This window comes from Acidovorax sp. FW305-C-20-28 (assembly GCF_058783375.1).
Genome location: NZ_JBYSYM010000026.1, coordinates 1 through 25,573, shown reverse-complemented (window position 1 = coordinate 25,573; position 25,573 = coordinate 1). Strand labels below are relative to the sequence as shown.

Genomic DNA, 25,573 nt, shown 5'->3' with positions numbered 1-25,573 from the left:
CGGGCCTCATCGGGCACCGCAATCGCAGGATGTTCGCGCCCAAGCACACATGCCGTCCTCGCCAGCACGGCTGGCCATACCTTATATGTTCGTTCTTACGCGGCGCGCCCTGCTTACCTCCTTCTGGCTGGCACAGCCGTAGGACCTATCCGACGTTCGCCTCTGCGGTTTGAAGGCATGATGGAATGTCGATGCTCCGGTTGATCGGGGGTCCCTCCATCTTCATTCATGACAACCCTTCTGGACTCGCCCCGCGCCCCCGTTGACCCCGATCTGTCGGCCTGCCATGCAGAGCCCATCCGCGTGCCCGGGGCCATCCAGCCGCATGGGCGCTTGCTGGTACTCGACCCGTCGGCCCGCCACCCCGTGGCCCGCAGCGACAACTGGACCGCACCAGCCCTGGAAGCCGCGCTCGCCCGGCTGCGCGGCGGCACCGCGGCCACCCTGGCGCCCGGCGCTGCGCCCGTCTCCCTGGGGGTTTGGGGGTTCGGGCAGGTGCAAGAGCGCTGGGATGTGTCGGCCCACCGCACCGAACGCCACCTGCTGGTCGAGTTCGAGCCCGCCTTCCCCACCGACGGCAACGACGCGCCCATCTACTCGCTCACCCGAATCTTCCTGCCGCGCCTGCAGGGAGCCGACTCCATCGACGGGCTGGCCCAACTGGCCGCCACCGAGATGAAGCGCCTGAGCGGATTCGGCCGCTGTCTGGTCTACCGCTTCGACGAGGCCGGCCACGGCCAGGTGCTGGCCGAAGACACCGACCCGGGCTACGACAGCTATGCCGGCCACCATTTCCCGGCGGACGACATTCCCCAGCAGGCGCGCGCGCTCTACGTGCTCAACCACTTTCGCCAGATCGCCGACGCCCACTACAGCCCCGTGCCCCTGCGCATCGACGACCCCACGCTGGCGCCCGCCGACATCGACCTGTCGCAGGCACAGCTGCGCAGCGTCTCGCCCGTGCACCTGGAATACATGCGCAACATGGGCACGCTCGCGTCCATGTCGGTCTCCATCGTGATCGAGGGGCGGCTGTGGGGCCTGATCTCCTGCCACGACCATGCGCCACGCTTCATCGGCGTCTCCACCCGCCTGGCCTGCGAGCACCTGGGCCAACTGCTGGCCCTGCAGATCCAGTCCAAGCAGGCCACCAGCCAGGTCACCGAGCGGCTGGCCCTGCGCCAGCACACGCTGGACATGGTGGCCCACCTCGCCGACAGCGACGGCACCCTGAGCCTGCTGGCCGAGGTGCCCACCCTGCTGCGCTTCGCCCAGGCCAGCGGCGCGGCCGTGGTGCGCGACGAAGACGTGTGGAGCGTGGGCGACGTGCCCCCCGATGACGCCATCAAGGACCTGGCCAACTGGGTCGAGGGCCTGGGCGTGGAGGTCTTCCACAGCCACCAGCTGGCGCAGGACTATGCGCCCGCGCGGGCGCTGCCGGACATGCCCGCCGGCGTGCTGGCCGTGTCCATCTCGCAGGTGCACCGCCACGTGATCCTGTGGTTCCGCCCCGAGATCGTGAAAACCGTCACCTGGGCCGGCAACCCGCGCAAGAACACACTGGCTGCCGACGGCCGCATCCACCCGCGCCGCAGCTTCGAGAGCTGGCAAGAAAGCATCCGCGGCACCTCGGCCCCCTGGTCTGCGGCCGAAGTGGCCGTGGCCGGCGAGTTGCGCCAGGCGCTCATCGGCATCGTGCTGCGCCGCGCCGAGGAGTTCGCCGAGGTAGCGCACGAACTCGCGCGCGTGAACAAGGAGCTCGAAGCCTTTTCCTACACCGTCTCGCACGACCTGCGCGCCCCCATGCGCCACATCGCCGGCTATGTGGACCTGGTGGTCGAGCTCGAGCGCAAAACCCTGTCCGAGCGCGCCCTGCGCTACCTGGGCAACGTCAAGGATGCCGCGGCCTACGCCGGGCAACTGGTCGATGCGCTACTCGACTTCTCGCGCATGGGCCGGGCCGCACTCAAGCAGCGCCCGGTCGACATGCAGGTGCTGCTGCAGGACCTCGTGCACGAACTCTCGCGCCAGGAGCCCGAGCGGCGCGTGCAATGGTCGCTCGACCCCGCCTTCCCCGAGCTGCTGGCCGACCCCCTGCTGCTGCAGATGGCCGCGCGCAACTACCTGAGCAACGCCCTGAAGTACACCCGCGGCCGCGACCCGGCCCGCATCGCCGTGCGCGCCATCCACAGGCCCGAAGGGGATGGCATCGAGGTGCAAGACAATGGCGTGGGCTTCAAGATGGAGTATGCGGGCAAGCTGTTCGGCGTGTTCCAGCGCCTGCACCAGGCCGAGGAATTCGAAGGCACGGGCATCGGCCTGGCCATCGTCAAGCGCATCGTCGAGCGCCATGGCGGCAGCGTCTGGGCCTGGGGCGCACCCGGACAGGGTGCGCGCTTTGGCTTCACCCTGCCCCGCACCCAAGCCGCCAACCCCCCCGCCCCATCCGATCTACCGCCCCGGAGCCCATGATGCTCAAACCCATCCTGCTCGTCGAAGACGACAAACGCGACCTTGAACTCACCCTCATCGCGCTGGAGCGCAGCCAGCTGGCCAACGAGGTCGTGGTGGTGCGCGACGGCGCGCAGGCGCTGGACTACCTGCGCCGCGAGGGCGATTTCGCCGCGCGCGATGCGGGCAACCCGGCCGTGGTGCTGCTGGACCTCAAGCTGCCCAAGGTCAACGGGCTCGAAGTGCTGCAGGCCGTGCGCGGCGACCCTGCGCTGCGCAGCCTGCCGGTGGTGATGCTCACCTCCTCCCAGGAAGAGAACGACGTCGTCAAAAGCTACGAGCTGGGCGTCAACGCCTATGTCGTCAAGCCCGTCGCCTTCGACCGCTTCGTGTCCGCCATTGGCGACCTGGGCGTCTTCTGGGCCGTGCTGAACGAACCGCCGCCAGGCTCCTACCGGGTGCATCGCCATGACGAGCACGCTTGAACAGGCCATGGCCGCCCTGGACACGGCAGGTGCCCAGGCGCGGCAGCCCGCGCCGCTGCGGGTGCTGATCCTCGAAGATTCGCGCTTCGACGCCGAACTGCTGGTCGAGGCACTGGCCAGCGCGCGCCCGGGCACCCACACCACCATCGCCAGCGACGAGCCCGGCTACGTGCGCGCGCTCACGCAGCAGCGCTTCGACGTGATCCTGTCCGACTTCGAGCTACCGGCGTTTTCGGGCGGCGCGGCGCTGGAAGCGGCGCGCCAGCATGCGCCCGAGGTTCCCTTCATCTTCGTCTCGGGCGTCATCGGCGAGGACAACGCCGTCGAGCTGCTCAAGCGCGGCGCCACCGACTACGTGAGCAAGAACCGCCTGGCGCGCCTGCCCTTCGTGCTGGACCGGGCCCTGCAGGAAGCCGCCAGCCGGCGCACCCTGGGTGCAGCCGAGCACCGCCTGCGCGAGATCGATGCCGCCCTCAACCGCGCCGAGGCCCGGCGTCTGGCGCTGGTGGAACTCTCGGACCGCATCCGCGACATGGACGACGTGGTCGAGATCGGCTACACCGCCGCCGAGACCCTGGCCAGCCAGTTCAACGTGGACCGTGCCGGCTACGGCCTGGTCGACAAGGCCGCAGAGACCATCACCATCGAGCGCGACTGGAACGCCCCCGGCGTGCACAGCCTGGCCGGCGTGCTGCAGTTCCGCGACTACGGCTCCTACATCGACGACCTGGCACGCGGCGTCACCGTGGCCTTTTCCGACGCCCGCGAAGACCCGCGCACCCGCGAGACCGCCCATGCGCTGGAGGCCATCTCGGCGCGTGCCGTGCTCAACATGCCGCTGAGCGAGCAGGGCAACCTGGTCGGCCTGCTGTACCTCAACCACAGCCAGCCCCGCGCCTGGGCCGAAGACGAGGTGGATTTCGTGCGCGAGGTCGGCTACCGGCTGCGCTCCGTGCTGGCGCGTCGGGAGTCGCAAAAGGCGCTGCAGGATTTCGCGGCCTCGCTGGAACGCCAGGTCGAGGAGCGGGCCGCCGAGCTCGAAGCCGCCAAGGAACAGCTGCGCCAAAGCCAGAAGCTCGAGGCCGTGGGCCAGCTCACAGGTGGCCTGGCGCACGACTTCAACAACCTGCTGGCCTCCATCACCGGCTCGCTGGAGCTGCTGCGCCGGCGCGGCGGCGCCCGCCTCACGCCCGACATGGAGCGCTACATCGGCGTGGCCCAGGGCGCGGCCAAGCGCGCCGCATCGCTCACCCACCGGCTGCTGGCCTTCTCGCGCCGGCAGACGCTGGAGCCCAAGACCCTGGCGCTCAACGAGCTGGTGCACGGCATGGAGGAACTGCTGCGCCGCACCGTGGGCCCCGAGATCGCCATCGAGATCATCGCCGCCCCCGACCTGTGGAACGTGCACGTGGACGCCAGCCAGATCGAAAGTGCCCTGCTCAACCTGTGCATCAACGCGCGCGACGCCCTGCCACAGGGCGGGCGCATCGTGATCGAGACCGCCAACCGCCTGCTGGACGAACGCACGGCCGGTGCCGCCGACCTGCCGCCCGGCGCCTATGTGTGCATGTGCGTGCGCGACAACGGCGTGGGCATGGCGCCCGAGGTGGCGGCCATGGCCTTCGACCCCTTCTTCACCACCAAGCCCCTGGGCATGGGCACGGGCCTGGGGCTGTCCATGGTCTATGGCTTTGCCAAGCAGTCTGGCGGGCGGGTCAGCATCCAGTCGCAGCCCGGCGCAGGCACCTCGGTGTGCATCGAGCTGCCGCGCAGCGAGCACGCGCCCGAGCAGGGCACCACCGAGCAAGGGCCGGCCGCCGCGCCGCGCGCGCACCAGGGCGAGACCGTGCTCGTGGTGGACGACGAAGCCGCCCTGCGCATGCTGATCGTCGAGCTCATGCAGGACCTGGGCTATGCCACCCTGGAGGCCGGCAACGGCGCCGAGGCCATGCGCTGGCTGCGCACAGACCGCCCCATCGACCTGCTCATCACCGACGTGGGCCTGCCCGGCGGCATGAACGGCCGCCAGGTGGCCGACGCCGCCCGCGGCGAGCGCCCGGCCCTCAAGGTGCTGTTCGTCACCGGCTACGCGCAGACCGCCTTCGACGAGGGCCGCCTGGAGGCCGGCATGCACGTCATGACCAAGCCCTTCGAGATGGACGCACTGGCCCGGCGCGTCCAGGAAGTCATCAAGGACACCTGAGCCGGCATCCACCCCGCCCCGGGCCCCCCATCACTGCCCCGCCTTGCGCTGCCGGGCCCGGCGCGAGAACATGTTGAGCAGCTCCACCAGCGCCGAGAACGCCATGGCCGCGTAGATGTACCCCTTGGGGATGGCCGCGCCAAAGCCCTCGGCGATCAGCGTGGTGCCGATCAGCAGCAAGAAGCCCAGCGCCAGCATCACGATGGTCGGGTTGGCCTGGATGAAATTGGCCAGCGGCGTGGCCGCGAACAGCATCACCGCCACAGTGACCAGCACCGCCACCACCATGATGGGAATGTGCTCCGTCATGCCCACGGCGGTGATGATGCTGTCGATGGAGAACACCAGGTCCAGCAGCAGGATCTGCCCGATCGCGGCCGGCACCGAGAGCCCCACGCCCTGCGGCGTGAACACATCGGGCCCGGGGTCGGGGTCCACGCTGTGGTGGATCTCCTTGGTCGCCTTCCACACCAGGAACAGCCCGCCCGCGATGAGAATGATGTCGCGCCACGAAAAGCCCTTGCCGAACACCGTGAACACCGTGGCCGTGAGCCCCACGATGAAGGCAATCGTGCCCAGCAAGGCCAGCCGCATCACCAGCGCCGCACCGATGCCGATGTTGCGCGCCCGGGCGCGGTCCTTTTCGGGCAGCTTGTTGGTGAGGATGGAGATGAAGATCAGGTTGTCGATGCCCAGCACCACCTCCATCGCGATCAGCGTGACCAGGGCCACCCAGGCGGCGGGGTCCGAGACAAGGGTTTGCAGGTAGTTCATGGCGGGCACCGGGTTGGCGGGGTTGAACGACTGGCTGGCCAGGCATCTTAAGTGGATGCACGCCAAAACGCACCAGGTCTGGCGCGCACCCTCTGCCCATGCGCCAGAATCGCGCCCGTGACCACCCGCCGCAAACCATTGACCACCACCACCCGCGTTCGGCTTTTGCCCCTGCACGCCGGGTACCAGCAAGCCTTCCTCGCCGCCGTGCGCGCCAGCCGCGCGCTGCACCGGCCCTGGGTGTCACCGCCCGCCACCCCCGAGCAGTTCGCGGCCTATGCAGAGCGCATGCAGGCGCCCGGCCAGTGCGGCCTGCTGGTCGTGCGGCAAGGCGAGACCGATTCGCTGGAGCTGGGAGGCGTGGTCAACATCACCAACATGGTGATGGGACCGTTCTGCAGCGCGTACCTGGGCTACTACGCCTTCGCGGGGCACGAGCGCCAGGGCCTGATGCGCGAAGGCCTCACGCTGGCCGTGCGCCATGCCTTTCGCACCCTGAAGCTTCATCGGCTGGAGGCCAATATACAGCCCGGCAACACTGCCTCGCTGGCACTGGCGCGGTCCTGCGGGTTCAGCAAGGAAGGCTACTCGCCCAGGTACCTCAAGATCGGCGGGCGCTGGCGCGACCATGAGCGCTGGGCCATCGTGGCAAGCTAAGCTGCTGCTAACAACCGACCGCACCCGAGCATGACCATCGCCAGCGTCCGCTTCTACTTCCACACCACCACGCGCAAGCGCGACCTTGCGCTGACCGCCGCGCACTGGGGCTTTGCAGACTGGTTTGCGCGGCGCATCGCGGGCCGCGCATTACTGCGGCAGCGACTGGCGCATTGGGCCTTTGGCTATCACGGCGATAGCAGGGCTTGCTTGCACGCTGGCCGCACTGCGCGGATAATCCACACCACTATGAAAATCCTCACCAACGTGATCAAGGCATCGTTCGCCACCCAGTAGCGCCCATCGATCGCGTATCGGAGGGCTGCGCGCCTTCCGGACCTTAGAACCCCGGCAGGCTCCGTCCCTCCCGGGGTTTTTTGTTTTCGGAGCGGCGAACAAAACTCTTCTGGCGTCGTTGCTGCGTCTTGTCGTACTACCCGTACTGCCTGCGACGCAGCGCCTAGCCAGAACCGCTTCGCTGAGTTTTGTTCGCCGCTCTTGATTTGTTTTTTGGACCAACCCATGCGTACCTACGACAAGTTGATCGCCACGATTCCCGACCGCCGGAGCATGAGCCCCGTGCGCCCGGGCTCCGGCGACAGCACCACTCTCAGACGCTAGCGACCAGGCGAATTCTTCATTCACTCGCCTGGGCTGGCGCAAAGCCAACAACCCAGGCGGCAGTTGCTCGCAGAGCCGAGTGCAGCCGCAAAAAGCAAGTGATTGAAAGATTCGCCATGACCAAGACATTCCGCACCCCCGTTACCCGCCAGCTGCGCAACCTGGGCGTCATCGCCCATGTCGACGCGGGCAAGACCACGACCACCGAACGCATCCTGTTCTACACGGGCGAAAGCCACCGCATCGGCGAAGTGCACGACGGCACGGCGCACATGGACTTCGACCCGCAGGAGCAAAAGCGCGGCATCACCATCAACAGCGCGGCCGTCACCGTGCACTGGAAGGGCACGCAGCTCAACCTGATCGACACGCCCGGCCACATCGACTTCAACATCGAGGTGAACCGCTCGCTGCGCGTGCTCGATGGCGCGGTCGTCGTGTTCGACGGCGTGGCCGGCGTGGAGCCGCAGACCGAGACCAACTGGCGCCTGGCCGACAAGTACCGCGTGCCGCGCATCGCCTTCATCAACAAGCTCGACCGCGTGGGAGCCGACTTCCACCGCGTGGTGGCCATGATGCAGGAGCGCCTGGGCGTGCGCGTGGTGCCGCTGCAGATCCCCATCGGCGCGGAAGGCGACTTCCGCGGCGTGGTGGACCTGCTCAGCCTGCGCGCCCGCATCTGGGACAAGGATGACGCGAGCGAGCCCTACCGCGAAGCCGACATCCCGCCCGACCTGGCCGAGCAGGCCGCGCGCGAGCGTGCCCGCCTGGTCGAGGCCGCCGTGGAGCAGGACGAGACTGCATTGCAGGCCTACGTGAACGGCGAAGAGATTGCCGTGGACGTGCTGCGCGCTGCCCTGCGCAAAGGTGTGCTGGCGGGTGCCTTTGTGCCCGCGCTGGCCGGTTCGGCCTTCAAGAACCGCGGCGTGGAGCCCTTGCTCGACGCCGTGGTGGACTACCTGCCTGCGCCCGAGGACATCGTGCGTGATGGTGGCGAGACCGCTGCGGACCCGTTCAAGGCCCTGGCCTTCAAGGTCGTCACCGACGACCATGGCGCCAAGGTGTTCGTGCGCGTGTATGCAGGCCGCCTGGCCCGCGGCGACGTGGTGCTCAACACCAGCACGGGCAAGACCGAGCGCGTGTCGCGCCTGCACGAAGTGCATGCCGACAAGCACATCGAGCGCGACGAACTGGTGGCAGGCGACATCGCGGCCATCGTGGGCCTCAAGGACACGCTGACCGGCCACACGCTGAGCGACCCGGGCCACCCGGTGGTGCTGGAGGAGATCAGCGTGCCCGAGCCCGTGATCCACGTGGCCATCGAGCCCCGCACCAGTGCGGACCAGCAAGGCCTGTCCAAGGCCCTGCAGTCCCTGCTGCGCGAGGACCCGAGCCTGCGCCTGCAGCACGACGCCGAATCCGGCCAGACCATTCTGTCCGGCATGGGCGAGCTGCAACTCGAAGTCTCGGTCGAGAAGCTGCGCGCACGCCACGGCGTCAACGTGTCGGTGGGCCGCCCGCAAGTGGCCTATCGCGAAACCATTTCGAAGAGTGTGGAGGTACACCATGTGCACAAGAAGCAATCGGGCGGCCCCGGCCAGTTCGCCGAGGTGAAGTTGGTGCTCGAGCCCCTGCCCCGAGGCGAAGGCATCCGCTTTGAAAGCAGCATCGTGGGCGGCGCCGTGCCGCGCGAGTTCATTCCCGCCGTGGAGGCCGGCATCCGCCGCGCCGCCCTGGCAGGCGTGGTGGCCGGCTACCCGGCCGTGGACTTTGCCGCCACCCTGGTGGACGGCAGCTTCCACGAGCGCGACTCGTCCACGCTGGCCTTCGAGCTGGCGGCCATGGCCGCCTTCCGTGAAGGCTTTGCGAAAGCGGCGCCCCAGGTGCTGGAGCCGGTGATGGCCGTCGAGGTCATCACCCCCGCCGACTACCTGGGCGACGCCATCGGCGACCTGAACCGCCGCCGCGGCATCGTGCGCGGCCAAGGCCAGCGCGGCAATGCCGCCACGGTCGAGGCCCAGGTACCGCTCAAGGAGATGTTCGGCTACATCGGTAGCCTGCGCGCCCTGTCGTCAGGGCGGGCGCAGTACTCGATGCAGCTGGACCACTATGGCGTGGTGCCTGCGGCGCAGGCAGCCGAGCTGGTGGGCTGAGCATGCTGGGCAGAAGCCCGGCGACGCAATAGAGGGGCGTGGACGGAAGTCTGCGCCCCTATTTTCAGGTGCTCAGCCCGCTCCGAAGTTGGCAGCGGATGCACCCATTGGGACTTCAAAGGTCGATCGAGACAACTGGTCCGCAGCGGCCAGCAGCGAGGGGATTCGGTGCAGGCCCGCCATGCCGCGCACCCAGCCTGCCGCCTGCGCCAGGTCGACGCCAACCGCTGTCACGAACAAGGGACGCGCCGAGGTGCCCCGCCGCACCTGGGCCACGAGGGGGCAGGTCTCGGCCCCATGGAACGCCGTCTTGGCGACCCCCACCACCGGCGTCGCATTCCCCAAGGCTTGGTAGAGGTGCGCTCCCAACCCCGGCCGGCGGGCACCATCCAGCCACACATAGCCATCGATCACGATCACATCGGGGTTGGCCGCAAGCTGTTCCAGAACCCGCAGCAGGCATGGCAACTCACGCTTGTAGAAAGCCCCGGGCTCGTACTCCTGCACCGAGTCGATGTCCGACACATGCGTGGCGAGCGGAACTTCAGCGGCCCATGGGTCTGCAGTGACACAGGCAGCGCGGGCGCCGTTGTTCCGATAGTCCACATCCAAAATTGCGATACTCATCGGGTTGCGTTGACCATGCCAGAGTGCAGGCCTTGCGGGCCCTCCAGATGTACTACGGCGCCAGTGCCAATGGCCGTTCCGCTTCGCGTATGCACCCAGTCCCCTTCACAGAGTGAAAACACCTCATACCACTCTGTATTGACCACCGCGCCGTAGTAGTGCAACGTGATTTTTTCTGCATCGAGAGCAATGCCTGCCAGATCGCTCTCATAGCCATCGCTGTGAAGACCGGTCCGTTTGCATTCGTCAACGCAGGACTGTTGCACGACACGGTCGAAGGCCATCAAGTTGGCAAGGACTTGATAGGCAAATCCGATTGCTCCTAAATCCAGTTCTCCACAAGGGGCCGGGAACGAGACCTCGATTTCGATATCCTTGTCCAGGGGGATCTCCGCCGTGGCTCGCCCCTGCTGAACAGAAAAAATATCGGGAACAAGAGACCGTGCAGCTCTTGCACCGTCATACCGATCAGGCTGTACGGCCAACATGGTTTTTCAGTATCCAGGGAGTTGAATTCGCTGATGTAGCAGCACGACAGGTCGTAGCGCTTGCTGCGCAGGCAAAAATTGGGTGCGGTGAAGTCCAGGTCGGTGCGGCGACCGGGCATCGGCAGGGGGTAGCCCTTGAGGGCTGCTGTTGGGCATGCTGGCTGATTTATACCAGCAGGGCGCCCCCGGGCGGTGATCCACCAAGACCTCGGAAATGCCGCTCTGCGCATGTTTTGACAGCGCCACGATGGGCCTGTTGCATTCCCGCGCCAACAAGCGCCAACAAGCGCCAACCAGCACTTGCCGGCCCGCAGCCACGCCGCCTACCATGGCCCTCCCATGCCGCCAGACAACAACGCCCCGCTCCCCCGCCGCTTCCTGCGCTTTCTCGCCCCGCTGGTCGCCACCAACCTGCTGCAGGCCCTGGGCGGCACCGTGGTCACCATCTGCCTGGGGCAGTTGCTCGGCGCGCGTGCGCTGGCCGCGGCGGTCAGCTTTTTTCCGCTGTTCATGTGCTGCATCGCCTTCGTGATCGGCTTGGGCGCGGGCTCTTCCGTGCTGGTCGGGCAGGCCTGGGGCGCGCGCGACCCGGACAAGGTGCGCCGCGTGGCCGGGGCCATGCTGGTGGGCGGGGTGGCGCTGGGTTGCACCGTGGCCGTGCTGGGTGCGGCGGTGATTGGCGAGCTGCTGCGCCTGCTGGGCACGGCCGAGGATGTGCTGCCCGACGCGATAGCCTATGCGCGCGTGCTCTTCGTGGCCATGCCGGTGCTGTTTGCGCACCAGTTGGCCGCGGCGCTGCTGCGCGGCCTGGGCGACACGGCCACGCCGCTGCGCGTGCTGGTGCTGGCCTCGGGGTTGTGGATGCTGCTCACGCCGGCCTTCATCCTGGGCTGGCTCGGCCTGCCGCGGCTGGGCACGGCCAGTGCAGGCTGGGCGAGTTTGATCGGCAATGCCGTGGCCGTCGCCTGGCTGGCGTGGCACCTGCACCGCAAGGACCACCTGCTGGCCTTCAAGCACCTGCGCCCCCACCTGCGCTGGGACGCGCCCCTGCTCGGCACCGTGGTGCGGCTGGGTGTGCCCACGGGGCTGTTCTTCATCACCAGCTCGCTGGCCGATGTGATGCTGCTGCGCCTGGTCAACGGCTACGGCTGGCAGGCCACGGCGGCCTGGGGCTCGGTGAACCAGGTGATGGCCTATGTGCAGCTGCCGGCCATGTCGATCGCCATCGCGGCCTCGGTGTTTGCAGCGCAGGCGATTGGCGCGGGCAACCACGAGGAGCTGCGCCGCGTGACGCGCGTGGGGCTGTGGATGAACCTGGCGCTCACGGGCGGGCTGGCCCTCATCGTGGCCATCGCCTCGCCGCTGGCAACCCGCCTGTTCACCAGCGACCCGGCCGTGGTGGGCCTGGCCGCCACGGTGCTGCGTATCACCGTGTGGGGCAGCCTGGCCTTCGGTATGGCCAGCGTGTTCACCGGGGTCATGCGTTCCGCAGGCACGGTGCGGGTGCCCACCACCATCTCGCTGTCGTGCCTGGCCTTTCTGCTGGTGCCGCTGGGCCATGCGCTGCAAACGCTGTGGGGACTGCAGGGCATCTGGGCGAGCTACCCGCTCACCTACCTGTGCGCCCTGGTGTTGCAGGCGAGCTACTTTTACGCCGTGTGGCGCAACCGGCCGATCACGCGGCTGGTGTAACCAGACAAGCGCGCGTGGATGTCCTGCGCCAGCCAGAGGGATGGCAGTGGGAAGGCGGCCACAAAGTTCCCCCCGCAGGGGGCAAAAGTGCGGTGCTTCCCTGGTGTTTCAACGGGCACCGCAGCGGGGTTGCCCGGCTGACAATGGCACAGGTCGCACAGCGGCCAACCACGCCCACCTTCTTCGCCCAAAGACCCAACCGATCCCCCACCGGAGCCACCACCGTGCGCCGCCACGCCCTGACCTTCGCCTTCATTCTCTGGAACCTTGTGGGGTCCGTTGCCCATGCCGGCGACCGCTGCCGTGGGGATTGCCACGGCGCTGGCCTGGCGGTGCTGATCCTTCTGCCCCTGCCGGTGATTTTTGCCTACTTCTGGGGCAAGAAGAAGGACGGACCCGACCTGGGTCAGCTGCTGGCCTATATCCTCCAGAGCGGCGTGATCGCCGTCTGCGCCGCCTACCTGCTGCTCGGTTTGGGGGCACCCCGCTGGAGCGCCTGGGTCACCCTGGGCATCGTGCAGTACGCCGTGTTCGCAAGCTTGATCCACCCTCGGCGCCATGCCGCGCAGAACTGAACCGAGCTGAGCTGCCCTGTGCCGGGTGAACGGGGCAGCCACGCCGGCGCTTGACCTCAAGTGCGGTTGATGTTTTACAACCATGGGCAACGCAACCCCTCAGGCCCTGCCGGGCCCGGCACCCATGGACATCCAGGCACTCGAATCCCTGCTCCAGCGCGGCGTGGACAACGCCCTGCTGCGCTTCACGCTGGGCGCCCACTACCTCCAGATGAACGAGCCCGCCACAGCCATCACCCATCTGGAGCAGTCGCTGCAACGCGACCCCGACTACTCGGCCGCGTGGAAGCTGCTGGGCAAGGCCCATGCAGCGGGCGGCCACACCAGGGCCGCACAGCAGGCCTGGACCCAGGGCCTGGCCGTGGCCGAGCGCAAAGGCGACAAGCAGGCCTTCAAGGAGATGCAGGTCTTTCTGCGCCGCCTGCAGGGCGCAACAGCGGTCATCAGCCCCGCGACCAGATCCTGAACGACACGTACAGCGCGTACGCCAGGAACAGCACCATCCACGCGAGGAAGAACACATTGCCCCAGTACTGGCCCGCCTGTTCTGCCAGCGTATAGATCTGCCCTTTGCAACCCTTGCCGACACATTCGATCTGCCCCTGGACCAACGCACGCAGCAGGCCAAAGCCCAGAAAGCAGGCAATGCCGGCACACACCACGAAGCCCACCGGCCCCAGCGGCGGTTTGGCGATCTCGCCACTCTCGTCGCGCAAGCCCTGGGCCAGCAGCTTCTGGCCGTAGCGGTACACGGCGTAGCCAAGCGCCAGCATCAGCGCGTAGTAGAGGGCAGCGAGCATGTCGGGGTGGAATGGAAACGGTTGTGAGAGATGGGCCACAGGGCCTTGCCTGCAATGGTAGCCGAGCACGCCCCTGCCCGTTCTACCCTCCCACCGCCTGCATGCGCAGCCACTGCGCCACCGCCTGCACGGCGGCCGAAGGCGGCCGGTCGGCATGCATGGCCAGGTGGTAGGTATGGCCCTCGATGACGGGGCCGAAGGGCTGCACCAGGTGGCCGGCCCGCAGTTCCTCGGCCACCAGCGCCAGGCTGACCAGCGCGATGCCATGGCCCGCCACGGCCGCCTGTATGGCATGCCCCTCGTCTGAAAAGCGCAATTGGCCCGCCTGCGCGGGCGGGCGCCGCCGCGCCCGTGCGAACCAACGCTCCCAGGTCGGGTTCTCGGGGTGGGGGCGCCGCCAGTCGAAGCGGATCCAGGGCACGCGGGCCAGGTCCTGCGGCGAGGCGATGCCCAGGCGCGGGTTGGCCACGGGGGCAAAGCGGTCGGTGAACAAAGGCTCGGTCACCAGCCCCGGGTAAGGTCCCCGGCCATAGCGCACGGCGATGTCGACGGCGCTGGAGCGCAGGTCGACCACCTCGTCGCTGGCCTGCAGCTGCAGGTCGATGCCAGGGTGCCGCTGCCGAAAATCGGCCATGCGCGGCACCAGCCATTTCACGGTGAAGGCGTTCGTCGCCGAGATGCCCACCTGCGCCCGCGTGCGCTGCTGCGTCAGCCGCGCCAGCGTGGCCGCAAACGCATCGAAGCCATCGCGCAGCACCGGGTAGAGCTGGGCACCGGTCTCGGTCAGCAGCACCTTGCGCACCTGGCGCTCGAACAGCACCAGGCCCACCTGCGCCTCCAGCGCGCGGATCTGGTGGCTCACGGCCGTGGGCGTCACGGCCAGTTCCTCGGCCGCGGCCTTGAAGCTGCCCAGGCGCGCGGCGGCCTCGAAGGCGCGCAGCGCAGAAAGCGGAAGGGAGCGGCGTTGCATGGCGGTTCCGGCAATAAATGAATTCATCTCATCTTACAGGTGACATATCAACCTTTGTCACCACGCCCTGCAATCCCTACATTCAAACCACGGATCGGCCACCACCTCTCTTGCCCCCCGGCCGGCCATGAATGAAAGGATATTCACCATGCAGCTCGAACGCGTCACCACCCAGCCCGACAACTACGAACCCTTCCTGCTCTCGCAGGGCATCCGCTTTGGCGATCTGCTGTTCATCTCTGGCCAGGCCGGTGCGGCCGACGACGGCCAGATCGTGCCCGGCGGCTTTCTGGCCCAGGGCGAGCAGGCCTTTGCCAACCTGCGCCGCGCGCTGGAGGCCGGTGGCTCCAGCCTCAAGGACGTCATCAAGGTCACCATCTTCGTCACCGACATGGGGCACTTTGCCGACGTGGTCGCGCTGCGCCGGCGCTTCTTCTCGGCCCCCTACCCGGCCGACACCATTGCCGAGATCAAGGCCTTGTACGACCCCGCCGCCATGATCGAGATCGAGGCCATCGCCGCCGTTCGCCAGCCGGAGGGCCGCTGACATGGCCAGCGATGCACTGTTCACCCCCCTGCGCCTGGGCCCGGCCCTGGAGCTGCCCAACCGCCTGGCCGTGGCTCCGATGACCCGCGTCAGCGCCACGGCGCAAGGCCATGCCACCCCGGCCATGGCCGACTACTATGCAGAATTTGCCGTCGGCGGCTTTGGCCTGGTCATCACCGAAGGCATCTACACCGACCGCGCCCACGCCCAGGGCTACCTGTTCCAGCCGGGCCTGGCCGATGCGGCGCAGCGCGATGCCTGGCGGCCCGTGGTGGACCAGGTGCATGCACACGGCGGCCGCATCGTGGCCCAACTGATGCACGCGGGCGCGCTGTCGCAGGGCAACCCCCACCGCGCCACCGCCAAGGGGCCTTCGGCCGTTCAGCCAAGGGGGCAGCAGATGGCCTTCTACCGCGGCGAAGGGCCCTACCGCATGCCCGAGGCGATGGCCCCCGCGGACATTGCCGAGGCCATCGACGGCTTTGCCCAGGCGGCGCGCCGCGCGCAGCAGGCCGGCTTCGACGGGGTTGAAATCCACGGCGCCAACGGCTACCTACTGGACCAGTTCCTGACCACCTACACCAACCAGCGCGACGATGGCTACGGCGGCAGCCTGGCCAAACGCCTGCGGCTGGTGGTCGAGGTCATCCAGGCGGCTCGCCAATCGACGGGCGCGGGCTTCGCCATCGGCGTGCGCATCTCGCAAGGCAAGGTCAACGACTTTTCGCACCAGTGGGAAGGCGGCGAAGCCGACGCCGCGCAGATCTTCGGCACCCTGGGCGCGCAACCCATCGACTACCTGCACACCACCGAGTTCGAGGCCTGGCGCCCTGCCTTTGGCGACCAGGGCCCCAGCCTGGCCGCGCTGGCGCGGCGGCATGCAGCGCTGCCGGTGCTGGCCAACGGCTCGCTGCACGAAGCCGGGCAGGCCCAGGGCCTGCTGGCCCGGCAGGAGGCCGACGGCATCACGCTGGGCCGGGGCGCGCTCACCCATGCCGACTGGCCGGCCCGGCTGCGCAGCGGCGCAGGGCATGCCGGCTTCGACCGCGAGCTGCTCGCCCCCATTGCGGACCTGGCCAACGCGGCCCGCCATCGGGAGGCGCTGCGGACTTCATCGTCACCTCACACAGGGCCGCAACACTGCGTGCAAAGCACCGTATGAGATCCCTCTTTGACAACCCCTGACCGCACTCCCCGCCCAGCTTCTTTCCTCGCGCGCGCTGCCGCACTGGCCGGGGCGATGTGCCTTGCGGTGGCCGCGCTGGCCACCTGCGGTCAAGACGGTGAAGGGCCCCGCGCAGGCAGGGAGCGGGCCCCGGTCGACACCCGCCTGCTGGCCACCGACATCCATGCCTCCATTGCACAGCGCACGTTGGTGCTGCCCCTGGTGGCGCTGCCGGAGCATGTGGGCCGGGGCATGTCGTTCTCACTGGACCGCCAGGGCGACCGCCAGCGCGCGGCCGATGCGCGCCAGCAGTTGCTGCGCGACGCGGCCGCCCCCGGCCAGCCCCTGCCGCTGGACAGCCTGTCCGTGGTGGTGGACGCCTATGGCTGGGACCATTCCTACCCGACCCAGCCGCCGCTGTGCTCTCTGCTCACCCGTGAATGGGCACGCGCTGTCTGCGACAACCCCTGGGCCGCCACCCGCCAGGCACTGCCCGCCAACCGCTTTCGCCTGCTGGACCTGCGCCATCTGCGCACCACCGGCCCCGGCCGCCAGGCCGATTGCCGCGAAGGCACGCCACCGCCCCGGGCCCTGCCCACCGAAGCCGGTCAGGCCGTGCTGCTGTGCAACGCCATGGTCTACGGCGGGCGCCAGGACGAGTTCCACCACGCCGTGCTGCGCATCGATGGCGACCTGGGCGCCCTGTGGACGGTCTGGAACCCTGCGGACCCCAGCGAGCAGGACGGTGAAACCGCCGAGGCCATGGCCCGGCGCGAGGGGCAGGCCATCGCCCAGTTCGTGCAGAACGCACTGGGCCCGCGCGAGGACTTCGCTGCGCTGCAGGCCCGCATGTGCCGCCTGCGCCGGCCGGACTCGGCAGACCACCCCCACGGTGCCGACTGCAGCCGGGCGGCACGCCGACCGGCGGTGCAGCGCGATCGCGCCACTTGACATAGAGTGCACTCTAGCTCGCCCAATCACGGCTCCACCACTTTTTTCTTTTCTTTCTGGAGCCCCACATGCAAGCGAACAAGGCACTCATGCAAGCCATCTTTTCCGAACTGGCACAGGGCAACGGCCGCCCGCTGGTCGATGCCATGGCCGACGATTTCTGCTGGACCTTCAAGAGCGAAGGGCCCTGGCGCGGCAGCTACCGCGGCAAGCAGGCGGTTCGCGAAGAACTGCTCGGGCCGCTCATGGCGCAGTTCGCCGACCGCTACACCAATACCGCCCAGCGCTTCATCGCCGAAGGCGACCACGTGGTGATCGAATGCCAGGGCCGCGTCACCACCAAGGCCGGCCAGCCCTACCACAACCAGTACTGCTATGTGTGCCGGCTCGAAGGCGGCCAGCTCAAGGAGCTTACCGAGTACATGGACACCGCGCTCGCCCAGGCCGTGCTGGCGCCCCCTGCAAGGCCGGGCACATGAGCGGCGGCGACAGCCAGGTCAGCCGCAGGCCAGGCCATGGCGGCCTGTTGCGCATCGGCGAGCTGGCGGCATTGAGCGGCCACAGCGTGCATGCCATCCGCTGGTACGAAACCCAGGGGCTGATGCCCAACGTCGCGCGCGATGCCGCAGGCCGGCGCGTCTACCACGCCAGGCACCTGGACTGGCTGCAACTGATGGACCGGCTGCGCCGCACCGGCATGTCGGTTGCCGAGATGCGCGAGTACACCGACCTGGTGCGCCAGGGCCGCGCCAGCCTGCGCCAGCGCAAGGACCTGCTGCTGGCGCACCGCGTGCGCGCCCAGGCCACCATCGCCGAGTGGCTGCAGGCGCTGGAGCTCATCGACAGCAAGATTGCCTTCTACGACGAGTGGATCGGCACCGGCCAGCCGCCGCGGGTGTTGCCACACGAGCAGGCCAGGCCCGCAGCGCTGGCTGCGCCCAAGCGCCGCCGTGCAAGCCGGGGCTGATGCGCTCGCGCATCGGCCAGGGGAAATCAGCGCGCCGACGTAGACTCCTGCAAGCCCCACCGCCCTGCCCATGCCCGCCGACACCTCCCACCTCCCCCACCTGCGCCGCACCGGCCTGGCCCTGCTCATCGTGGGCAGCGTGGACATCGCCGCCTGGCTGGTCTGCCGGGCGCTCGATGTCCCCTATGTGGCCAGCTTCAACATCTTTGCCGCGCTGGGCGGCGTCTTCCTCTTGCGCGGCAGCCTGCGTGCCGCCTCCACCGTGCGGCGCATGGCGGTGTCCATGCTGGCGCTGCTCGGCGCCCTGGTGCTGGTCTCGCCGCTGCTGCAGCCGCCGGGCCTCACGCTGGCCATGGCCCGGGCCCATGCCGCGCTGGCCGCACTCGGCGGCGTGCTGCTGGTCTTCACCGTGGTGCTGATGGCCTGGCTGGCGCGCGAGCTAGGCGCGCCTCCCGTGCGGGCCGCCATCGCCGCGGCCGGCCTCAAGGTGCGCAGCACGCGCTGGCCCATCGCCATGGGCGTGGGCATCGCGCTGCTGCTGGCCGCCATGGGCACCGCCCTGCAGCACACCGATGCGGCGGCGCGCGCCATCCGCGAAGCCCGCGCCGCCAACGGCGATGGCTACCACTACCACCTGAGCCTGATCCAGGCCCAGGACACACCGGCCGGGCGCGAGGTCTCAGGCACCGTGTCGGCGTGGAACGGCGAGGGCGTGAAAACCATTCCCTTCCACTGGATTCAATGAGCGTTTGGCTGACAAACCCACGGGCGGGTGTCCGGTTATCCTTGTTGTAACCACCTGTCTGCCCGCCCGATGAATCCCCGCCCCCACCGCAGCTCCGCTTTTCACACTGGCGGAGGCCTCATGGGGGAGCGCATACGCGCCTTCGACTGGGCTGCCACGCCGCTGGGGCCCATCGCGCAGTGGCCCGCCTCGCTGCGCATTGCGGTGGACATGATGCTGGGCTCGGACTTCGCCTCCTGCCTGTTCTGGGGGCCGGACCTGATCGCGCTGTACAACGACGGCTACCAGACCATCCTGGGCGGCAAGGGCGAGGCCCTGGGCCAGCCGATGCGCGTGACCTGGGTCGAGGCCTTCGATGGCCTCAAGCCCATTGCCGAAAAGGCCTTGGCGGGCGAGTCCACCTTCATCGAGGACTTCGAGCTGTCCATCGACCGCAGCGGCACGCTGGAAAATGCCTACTTCACCTTCTGCTACAGCCCCTGGTTCGACGAGCACGGGCAGATCGTCGCCATGCTGGACACGGTGGTCGAGACCACCGACAAGGTGCTGGCCGAGCGCCAGGCCAGCAGCGAGCGTGTGCGCCAGCAGCGCCTGCTGCAGCAGATGCCTGGCTTCGTGGGCGTGCTCACAGGGCCGGAGCACCGCATCGACTACGTGAACGACGCCTGGGTCAGGATATCCGGCCAGCGCGACTTCATCGGCAACCGGCTGCGCGACGTGTTCCCCGAACTGGCGGGCCAGGGCTTCTTCGAGATGATCGACCGGGTCTTCGCCACCGGCGAGCCTCTGCAGGCCCGCGCCCTGCCCCTGCAGCTGGTCGGCGATGCGCACGAGCGCCACATCGACATCCTGTACGAGGCCACGCGCGACGACAGCGGCGCCATCACCGGCGTCTTCGTGGGCGGCTACGACGTGACCGAGCGCGTGCAGGCCCAGGCCGCCGCACAGGCCAGCGAAGCCCGGCTGCGCACGCTCAACGCCGACCTGGAGCGCCAGGTGGTCGAGCGCACGCTCTCGCGCGGCCGCGCCTGGGCCGTGAGCCCCGAGCTGCTGTGCGTGATCAACGCCGCCGGCCATTTCGAAGCCGCCAACCCCGCCTGGGAGCGCACCCTGGGCTGGACCGAGGACGAGATGCAGCGCATGGGCTTTCGCGTGCTGGTGCACCCTGACGACCTGGCCGCCAGCGAACGCGCCTGGGTGGATGCCAGCCAGCGCGGCCTGCCCGTGCTGCGTTTCGAGAACCGCTACCGCACCAAGGCCGGCGGCTGGCGCTGGCTCTCGTGGGTGGCCGTGCCCGAAGGCGGCCTGGTCTACTGCATCACGCGCGACATCCAGGACGAGAAGGACCACGCCGCCGCCCTGGCCGAGCGCACGGCCGAACGCGACGTGCTGGCCACCATCGTGCAGACCACCGACGCCTTCATCCAGGTGCTGGACCGGGACTACCGCTTCCTGGCCATCAACCAGGCCAACGTGGACGAGTACGAGCGCGTCTACGGCGTGCGCCCGGCCCTGGGCGACAGCCTGCCGGCGCTGCTGGCCAACGCCGGCCCCGATGCGCACGAAGCACTGGCCCTGTGGCAGCGCGCCATGGCCGGCGAGTCCTTCACCGTGCAGGGCCAGTTCGGCAACCCCGCCATCGCCGTGCGCCAGTACGAGCTCAAGTTCGAGGTGCTGCGCGCGGCCGATGGCACACAGATCGGCGCCTTTGCCACCGGCACCGACATCACCGACCGGCTGCGCCAGCAGGCCGCCTTCGAGGAGGCGCAGGACGCCCTGCGCCAGGCCCAGAAGATGGAAGCCGTGGGCCAGCTCACCGGCGGCATCGCGCACGACTTCAACAACCTGCTGGCCGCCATGAGCGGCAGCCTGCAGGTGATGAAGATCCAGATGGCCAAGGGCAAGGCCGATGGCCTGCCGCGCTACATCGAGATGTGCGAGCGCTCGGTGCGCAGCGCCGCCAGCCTCACGCAGCGGCTGCTGGCTTTCTCGCGCCGCCAGACGCTGGACCCGCGCCCCGTGGACGTGTACCGCCTGGTGGCCGGCATGCAGGACCTGATCGCCCGCACCGTGGGCCCCACGGTGGATTTGCAGGTGCAGGCGGCGCCGGACCTGTGGGCCGCGCGCATCGACCCCTCGCAGCTGGAGAACGCACTGCTCAACCTGTGCATCAACGCGCGCGACGCCATGATGCCCCAGGGCGGGCGCCTCCTCATCGCCACTGCCAACGAAACCCTGGACGAGCGCGCCGCCCGCGAGCGCGAACTGCCCCCGGGCGAGTACCTGGTGCTCAGCGTGACGGCCAGCGGCGCCGGCATGGCGCCCGAGCACATCGCACGCATCTTCGACCCCTTCTTCACCACCAAGCCGCTGGGCCAGGGCACGGGCCTCGGGCTGTCCATGGTGTACGGTTTCGTGCGCCAATCGGGCGGGCAGGTGCGCGTGCAATCGGCCCTGGGCCAAGGCACCACCATGGGCCTGTACCTGCCGCGCCACCTGGGCGCAGCGGCCCAGCCCGATGCCGGCCCGGCGCCCGACGCGCTCACGCCCGGCGCTGGGGAGACCGTGCTGGTGATCGACGACGAAGAGACCATCCGCATGCTGGTCAGCGAAGTGCTGGCCGAGGCCGGCTACCGTGTGCTGCTGGCCGACAGCGGGCCCACCGGCCTGCGCGTGCTGCAAGGCCCCGAGCGCATCGACCTGCTGGTCACCGATGTGGGCCTGCCCGGCGGCCTCAATGGCCGCCAGGTGGCCGACGCCGGCCGCAGCGTGCGCCCCGGCCTTCAGGTGCTGTTCATCACCGGCTACGCCGAAAACGCCGCTGTGGGCAATGGCCTCATGGAAGAAGGCATGGCCATCCTCACCAAGCCCTTTGACGTGGCGCACCTGGTGCACCGGGTGCGGCAGATGCTGGACGGGGCGCGGTAGGCCGCCGCGAGCTCAGCCCCCCAACACCGCCTCACGCAGCACCCCGTGGGTGTCGCACTGCTCATCCAAGTCGCTGATGGCCTGCTCGGCCTGCTCCGCCGGGTAGCTCAGGCGCACCACCAGGAACTCCTCGCCGCTGTCGTCCAGCACCTCGTGCCTGCGCCCCGCGCCCAGCGCCTGCCAGACGAGCACGACGCTCATCGCATCGGTGGTCGCGCTGATCATGGTGCTGTGCGATTCGCGCCCATCGCGCGTGAATCTGAAAACGGCTGACGAGATTGGCATACGGGGCTGGGTCCCTGGATCGGCTCTGAGCGATGCCCAGATACCCCATGGTAGCAACACCCTGCTGGCCGCTTGTCCAACAAAGCCAGCGCAAAAAGTAAGCCATTTGTAACAGGCCGCGCAGCGCGCCGGCGCCCCAAAAAAGGGCCCGCTCGGCGGCGGGCCCAACTCGCGATGGTCACGAGGGAGAGACGCCGATCCGGGGTCCACAGCACCCCTCACGGCGCAGCCATGGTAGTGGCCCGCTGATGGCTGCGTTTGTAGGACGGCACCCCAAGCTTTTTGCACCCCCGGCAGACCCGGAAAATGCCGCAACCTCTTGCCGCTGCTTACATTTTGCGGACCCCCATGCCCCCTGGATACAGCCTGTGCATCTGCTTACCGGGGTGGGCGTTTTTCCGACCGGCGCATAGGACAAGGCCTACAAGGCACCCCACTCCGGCGCCCAAGAATGGACCCACACACGGTCGTCGTGTGCAATGTTTTCACTTCACCCTACAGGAGAACAGGTATGCCCAAGAACAACCCTCAAGGCAGTAACCACCCGAACCAGGACGACAACCCACAGCAGCGCAAGCCATCGGGCGAGCGCCAGCAGGAGCAGAGCACCGGCAGCTCGGGCAGCCGCCAACAGGGCCAGCCAGGCCAGCAGCACAGCGATGCCAGCCGCCAGCAGGGTGAGTCGTCGTCGAACCAGCGGTCATCCAAGACCCAGCATTGAGCCGGTTTCTGCGGCCCGCACAGTCCGGCACCCGGGGCGCGCATTTGCGCCCCCCGCGCACAGCGGCTTGCGGGCCGCAGTTCCATCGCCCACCACCATCTCCACCACCCGCCGGCGCTGCCGCACGCCCCAAGGAGCAAGACAATGGGATACCGAGACAGCGATGACAGCGGCTTTTCGCGCCACGGCATGGGCCGCGACAACGACCACCCGGACCTGGGCCGCGGCGAAGACCTGCACACCAGCCACTCCATCTCCCTGGACAACCTGCGTGCACGCCGCGGCGGCCAGGCTTACCCCGGCCCGCGCGCGGTGGAAGGCCCCGAGCCCCTGCCCGGCACCGGGCGCGAGCGCTACGGCGCCGGTTACGGCTACGGTACGCGCGCCCCCGACATTGGGGGCCACGAGCCGCATGACCCCCATGCCCCGTACAGGCCGGAGCAGCGCTACCGCCCCGGTGACCGCGGGGTGCAGGGTGCCACGCCCCCCGGCAGCCGCCCAGGCCGCAGCTACGGCTATGGCCACGACGGCCGGCCGGACGGCGTCTACCTATCGAACGGCCGGCCGGACGGCGCCTACCTATCGAACGGCCAGCCGGACGGCGGCTACGCATGGAATGGCCCGCCAGATGGCGTCGGCCACAACGACCGCGCCCCACCCCACCGTGGCAGCCAGCGGCGCTACGACCCCGACTACCTGGCCTGGCGCGAAGAGCAGATGCGCCTGCTCGACGAAGACTACGACCTGTGGCGCGCCGAGCGCTACCAGAAATTCACCGAAGAGTTCAACGCCTGGCGCAACGCACGCAGCCACCGCCCCCAGGGCCTCGGCGACCCGCGCGGTGCCCACCTGCCGTCTGGGCAGGCCACCCCGGCCGGCAGCCAGGGCGCGCAGGGCCTCCAGGGCAGCGACACCGCCGCCCCGGGCCAGGCCAAGGAATGATATCGACTGCCATGGTTTGCAACCGGGGCCTGTCCACCGCGTTGTCCACCAGGAAAGGATGAATGGGCCCATGCACCCATGCATGACGCCGCTGCACCGCCGTCGCCCGGAGGCCTCACGCATCGACAGGCCTGGCGACGCCAGCAACCCCACCCCGCCGTGCCAATCAAGGCGCGCAGCGCTCGGAACCCTCCATCCAGCGCACAGCCGAGTGCCACGCGGGCCGGGGCATCACCCTTTCGGACAACGCCCTGGGCAGGCCCGGGTTGTTCCTCTTCTCACAGCGGCGCAATCCCGCTGTCGTCCGCCTCGCGCGAAGCCCGTCCGCCGCCTGCCTGCAGCGTGGGCAGCCAGCGGGGGAACAGCGACGGGGCAGGTACCGTGCCCCCATGGGCAGGGCGGTTCAGTAAGCGGAAGTCCTGCTCCGGGTAGGCCTTGCGCAAGGCCGCGCGCCCCTCGGCCGTGATGGCCAGCACCTGGGCGCTTTGCAGCGCACTGCCCACCTCGGGCAGAACCGCCTGCACCAGGTGGGCCGCCGCCAGCACACGCACGCAGTCGATGCCCCGGGCGTCGTCCACCGTTCGGGGCAGACCGCCCTGCGACAGTTCGAGCATGAACTCCATCGGCATCAAAGGGCTCCCTGGTCAAGCGGGCCATTGTGGGGCTGCGCAACGCAATTCGCAACGTTTTACACAAAAAGAAACGAGCCACCCCACCCCTTGCCAGCGCACCCGGGCTCAGCCCTGCCCGCTCGGCCGCCAGCCCCCTCGCATCGCACATTGCGGGTCTGTCTGACAGCGCAGGCGCCACGCCAGCGCGATCATGGGAACCGCTGGCCTTGCTTGCCCAGCCTTCCTTTGAAAGCCACCGCCATGCTGCCGCCGCTGCCCCCCATGCCCGTGCTGCACCCTCTTGTGCTGTGGCTGCCGCTGCTGTGGCGGGGGCGCCCCGGTGCCACCCACCCCCATCCCATGGGGCCGGTGGACCCCGTGCCCGAACCCCGGCCCGGCAACCCCCTGCCGCCCGAGCCCGTGGGGCCACACCCCACACCCGGGCCGGCGTAGCCGGTCTGCCAGCGCCCACCGCCGGTGCCCGTGGCAATTGATTGATTGATCAACGCGGGGGTGGACGTTAGGATGTTTTGATGACCTGGAGCAGCCCATGCGACTAGTGCTTGCCTACCCCGAGGATGCCGACAGCGAAGACAAGGCTGCGCAGGCAGAGCAGGCCGCGCTCGAGATCTGCCTGGCTGCGCATGTGAACCCCTACATGGCCTGGCACGACTACTCCATGGTGCACTCGGGCCTCAACCTGCCCTCCTCGGCCTTCGCCACCGCCGAGATCGCGGGCGCCTTCGTCTGGATCGAGGCCATCGCCGCCGCGCAGGAGTTCTTGAACCCGCCCCGGGGCGCCAAGGTCGAGATCGACGTGCTCTTCGAGCCGGGCGACGAGCGCCCCCCGCCCCTGGAGTTCGGCCCCGGCAGGGCTGTGCTGCGCGACCACCTGTACCTGCAGATGTGCCTGGAGCCGCGCCTGCTGGCCAGCGCCGTGCCGCCGCCGCAGTACGACGATGACGAGGGGTCGGGCCCTGTGCCCTTGGGGGCACGGCACGAGTTGAGCTTTGAGAGTGAGTGACGGGCTGGGCGGTGAAGCGGCTGTTTTGACTTCATGCCTCTGCTGAGTGCGGGAGCCGAAATGTGCGCTTAGCGGCGCGGCTGTTTTGATCGCATGCCTTTGCTGAGGGCGGGAGCCGGGTCTCGGCCCGGCGGCCGAGGTACTTGTTCTTTGCTTCGCCAAAGAAAAGTACCCCAAAGAAAGGCGACCCC

Annotated in this window: 27 protein-coding genes; 20 read left to right on the top strand and 7 right to left on the bottom strand. The window is 68.8% G+C overall.

The window, feature by feature from the left end:
• Positions 1-228: 228 nt before the first annotated feature.
• The 3 genes from AC3WOH_RS25330 to AC3WOH_RS25320 are packed head-to-tail and all read left to right on the top strand — an operon-like array spanning position 229 to position 5,139.
• Positions 229-2,472, top strand: coding sequence for an ATP-binding protein (locus tag AC3WOH_RS25330; RefSeq protein ID WP_492232098.1), 2,244 nt, complete (start codon positions 229-231; stop codon positions 2,470-2,472).
• The gene (locus AC3WOH_RS25325) at positions 2,472-2,936 is read left to right on the top strand and encodes a response regulator (protein WP_492232097.1); all 465 of its coding nucleotides are present in this window, start codon (positions 2,472-2,474) and stop codon (positions 2,934-2,936) included. The genes AC3WOH_RS25330 and AC3WOH_RS25325 overlap by 1 nt, the downstream gene beginning before the upstream one ends.
• Entirely contained in the window at positions 2,920-5,139 is a 2,220-nt protein-coding gene (locus tag AC3WOH_RS25320; RefSeq protein ID WP_492232096.1) for a hybrid sensor histidine kinase/response regulator, read from the top strand. Before AC3WOH_RS25325 ends, AC3WOH_RS25320 begins: the two co-directional genes overlap by 17 nt.
• A gap of 30 nt (positions 5,140-5,169) precedes the next feature.
• Here the strand turns inward: AC3WOH_RS25320 and AC3WOH_RS25315 are convergent, their stop codons facing one another.
• Positions 5,170-5,913: a TerC family protein gene (locus AC3WOH_RS25315; protein WP_492232095.1), complete on the bottom strand. Its 744-nt coding sequence runs from the start codon at positions 5,911-5,913 to the stop codon at positions 5,170-5,172.
• A gap of 138 nt (positions 5,914-6,051) precedes the next feature.
• Between AC3WOH_RS25315 and AC3WOH_RS25310 the strand changes: the two genes are divergently transcribed.
• The 3 genes from AC3WOH_RS25310 (at position 6,052) to fusA (ending at position 9,344) form a co-directional block, all read left to right on the top strand.
• Complete coding sequence (locus AC3WOH_RS25310) at positions 6,052-6,570, top strand: GNAT family N-acetyltransferase (protein ID WP_492232094.1); 519 nt, start codon at positions 6,052-6,054, stop codon at positions 6,568-6,570.
• Positions 6,571-6,600: 30 nt separating this feature from the next.
• The gene (locus AC3WOH_RS25305) at positions 6,601-6,867 is read left to right on the top strand and encodes a hypothetical protein (RefSeq protein WP_492232093.1); all 267 of its coding nucleotides are present in this window, start codon (positions 6,601-6,603) and stop codon (positions 6,865-6,867) included.
• A gap of 440 nt (positions 6,868-7,307) precedes the next feature.
• Positions 7,308-9,344 (top strand): elongation factor G, encoded by a 2,037-nt coding sequence (gene fusA / locus AC3WOH_RS25300; protein WP_492232092.1) that lies wholly within the window; start codon positions 7,308-7,310, stop codon positions 9,342-9,344.
• Between the two features lie 72 nt (positions 9,345-9,416).
• Here fusA and AC3WOH_RS25295 read toward each other — a convergent pair whose 3' ends face one another.
• Both AC3WOH_RS25295 and AC3WOH_RS25290 read right to left on the bottom strand, forming a co-directional pair.
• The gene (locus tag AC3WOH_RS25295; protein ID WP_492232091.1) at positions 9,417-9,971 is read right to left on the bottom strand and encodes an endonuclease V; all 555 of its coding nucleotides are present in this window, start codon (positions 9,969-9,971) and stop codon (positions 9,417-9,419) included.
• Positions 9,968-10,459, bottom strand: coding sequence for a hypothetical protein (locus tag AC3WOH_RS25290; protein WP_492232090.1), 492 nt, complete (start codon positions 10,457-10,459; stop codon positions 9,968-9,970). Before AC3WOH_RS25290 ends, AC3WOH_RS25295 begins: the two co-directional genes overlap by 4 nt.
• 339 nt (positions 10,460-10,798) lie before the next feature.
• Between AC3WOH_RS25290 and AC3WOH_RS25285 the strand changes: the two genes are divergently transcribed.
• From AC3WOH_RS25285 to AC3WOH_RS25275, 3 genes are all read left to right on the top strand, one after another.
• The gene (locus AC3WOH_RS25285; RefSeq protein WP_492232089.1) at positions 10,799-12,151 is read left to right on the top strand and encodes an MATE family efflux transporter; all 1,353 of its coding nucleotides are present in this window, start codon (positions 10,799-10,801) and stop codon (positions 12,149-12,151) included.
• A gap of 224 nt (positions 12,152-12,375) precedes the next feature.
• Positions 12,376-12,726 (top strand): hypothetical protein, encoded by a 351-nt coding sequence (locus tag AC3WOH_RS25280; RefSeq protein ID WP_492232088.1) that lies wholly within the window; start codon positions 12,376-12,378, stop codon positions 12,724-12,726.
• An 82-nt stretch (positions 12,727-12,808) separates the two neighbouring features.
• Positions 12,809-13,192 carry a tetratricopeptide repeat protein gene (locus AC3WOH_RS25275; RefSeq protein ID WP_492232087.1) on the top strand — a complete coding sequence of 128 codons (384 nt, stop codon included), beginning with the start codon at positions 12,809-12,811 and terminating at the stop codon, positions 13,190-13,192.
• Here the strand turns inward: AC3WOH_RS25275 and AC3WOH_RS25270 are convergent.
• Together AC3WOH_RS25270 and AC3WOH_RS25265 are read right to left on the bottom strand one after the other, a co-directional pair.
• Positions 13,170-13,526 carry a hypothetical protein gene (locus AC3WOH_RS25270; protein ID WP_492232086.1) on the bottom strand — a complete coding sequence of 119 codons (357 nt, stop codon included), beginning with the start codon at positions 13,524-13,526 and terminating at the stop codon, positions 13,170-13,172. The genes AC3WOH_RS25275 and AC3WOH_RS25270 overlap by 23 nt on opposite strands.
• Before the next feature lie 82 nt (positions 13,527-13,608).
• On the bottom strand, positions 13,609-14,496 hold the full coding sequence (locus tag AC3WOH_RS25265) for a LysR substrate-binding domain-containing protein (RefSeq protein ID WP_492232085.1): 888 nt from the start codon (positions 14,494-14,496) through the stop codon (positions 13,609-13,611).
• 148 nt (positions 14,497-14,644) lie between these two features.
• Between AC3WOH_RS25265 and AC3WOH_RS25260 the strand changes: the two genes are divergently transcribed.
• The 7 genes from AC3WOH_RS25260 to AC3WOH_RS25230 all read left to right on the top strand — a co-directional run bounded on the left by AC3WOH_RS25260 (position 14,645) and on the right by AC3WOH_RS25230 (position 21,799).
• Entirely contained in the window at positions 14,645-15,043 is a 399-nt protein-coding gene (locus tag AC3WOH_RS25260; protein WP_492232084.1) for a RidA family protein, read from the top strand.
• Between the two features lies 1 nt (position 15,044).
• Entirely contained in the window at positions 15,045-16,205 is a 1,161-nt protein-coding gene (locus AC3WOH_RS25255; RefSeq protein ID WP_492232083.1) for an oxidoreductase, read from the top strand.
• Between the two features lie 9 nt (positions 16,206-16,214).
• Positions 16,215-17,159, top strand: a complete 945-nt coding sequence (locus tag AC3WOH_RS25250) for a hypothetical protein (RefSeq protein ID WP_492232082.1) — start codon at positions 16,215-16,217, stop codon at positions 17,157-17,159.
• A gap of 68 nt (positions 17,160-17,227) precedes the next feature.
• Positions 17,228-17,638, top strand: a complete 411-nt coding sequence (locus AC3WOH_RS25245) for a nuclear transport factor 2 family protein (protein WP_492232081.1) — start codon at positions 17,228-17,230, stop codon at positions 17,636-17,638.
• Positions 17,635-18,126: a MerR family transcriptional regulator gene (locus AC3WOH_RS25240; RefSeq protein ID WP_492232080.1), complete on the top strand. Its 492-nt coding sequence runs from the start codon at positions 17,635-17,637 to the stop codon at positions 18,124-18,126. Before AC3WOH_RS25245 ends, AC3WOH_RS25240 begins: the two co-directional genes overlap by 4 nt.
• A 70-nt stretch (positions 18,127-18,196) precedes the next feature.
• Positions 18,197-18,871 carry a hypothetical protein gene (locus tag AC3WOH_RS25235; RefSeq protein WP_492232079.1) on the top strand — a complete coding sequence of 225 codons (675 nt, stop codon included), beginning with the start codon at positions 18,197-18,199 and terminating at the stop codon, positions 18,869-18,871.
• 120 nt (positions 18,872-18,991) lie between these two features.
• Positions 18,992-21,799, top strand: a complete 2,808-nt coding sequence (locus AC3WOH_RS25230) for a PAS domain-containing protein (RefSeq protein WP_492232078.1) — start codon at positions 18,992-18,994, stop codon at positions 21,797-21,799.
• 12 nt (positions 21,800-21,811) lie between these two features.
• Here AC3WOH_RS25230 and AC3WOH_RS25225 read toward each other — a convergent pair whose 3' ends face one another.
• The gene (locus tag AC3WOH_RS25225) at positions 21,812-22,024 is read right to left on the bottom strand and encodes a hypothetical protein (RefSeq protein WP_492232077.1); all 213 of its coding nucleotides are present in this window, start codon (positions 22,022-22,024) and stop codon (positions 21,812-21,814) included.
• Between the two features lie 571 nt (positions 22,025-22,595).
• On the opposite strand from AC3WOH_RS25225, the gene AC3WOH_RS25220 reads away from it, so the two are divergent.
• Positions 22,596-22,805, top strand: a complete 210-nt coding sequence (locus tag AC3WOH_RS25220) for a hypothetical protein (protein WP_492232076.1) — start codon at positions 22,596-22,598, stop codon at positions 22,803-22,805.
• A gap of 144 nt (positions 22,806-22,949) precedes the next feature.
• Entirely contained in the window at positions 22,950-23,747 is a 798-nt protein-coding gene (locus tag AC3WOH_RS25215; protein WP_492232075.1) for a hypothetical protein, read from the top strand.
• 278 nt (positions 23,748-24,025) lie between these two features.
• On the opposite strand, the gene AC3WOH_RS25210 is transcribed toward AC3WOH_RS25215, so the two are convergent.
• Positions 24,026-24,376, bottom strand: coding sequence for a hypothetical protein (locus AC3WOH_RS25210; protein WP_492232074.1), 351 nt, complete (start codon positions 24,374-24,376; stop codon positions 24,026-24,028).
• Between the two features lie 228 nt (positions 24,377-24,604).
• Here AC3WOH_RS25210 and AC3WOH_RS25205 point away from each other — a divergent pair, with 228 nt between their 5' ends.
• Together AC3WOH_RS25205 and AC3WOH_RS25200 are read left to right on the top strand one after the other, a co-directional pair.
• The gene (locus AC3WOH_RS25205; protein ID WP_492232073.1) at positions 24,605-24,811 is read left to right on the top strand and encodes a hypothetical protein; all 207 of its coding nucleotides are present in this window, start codon (positions 24,605-24,607) and stop codon (positions 24,809-24,811) included.
• Between the two features lie 97 nt (positions 24,812-24,908).
• Positions 24,909-25,382 carry a hypothetical protein gene (locus AC3WOH_RS25200; RefSeq protein ID WP_492232072.1) on the top strand — a complete coding sequence of 158 codons (474 nt, stop codon included), beginning with the start codon at positions 24,909-24,911 and terminating at the stop codon, positions 25,380-25,382.
• The last annotated feature ends 191 nt before the right edge of the window (positions 25,383-25,573 follow it).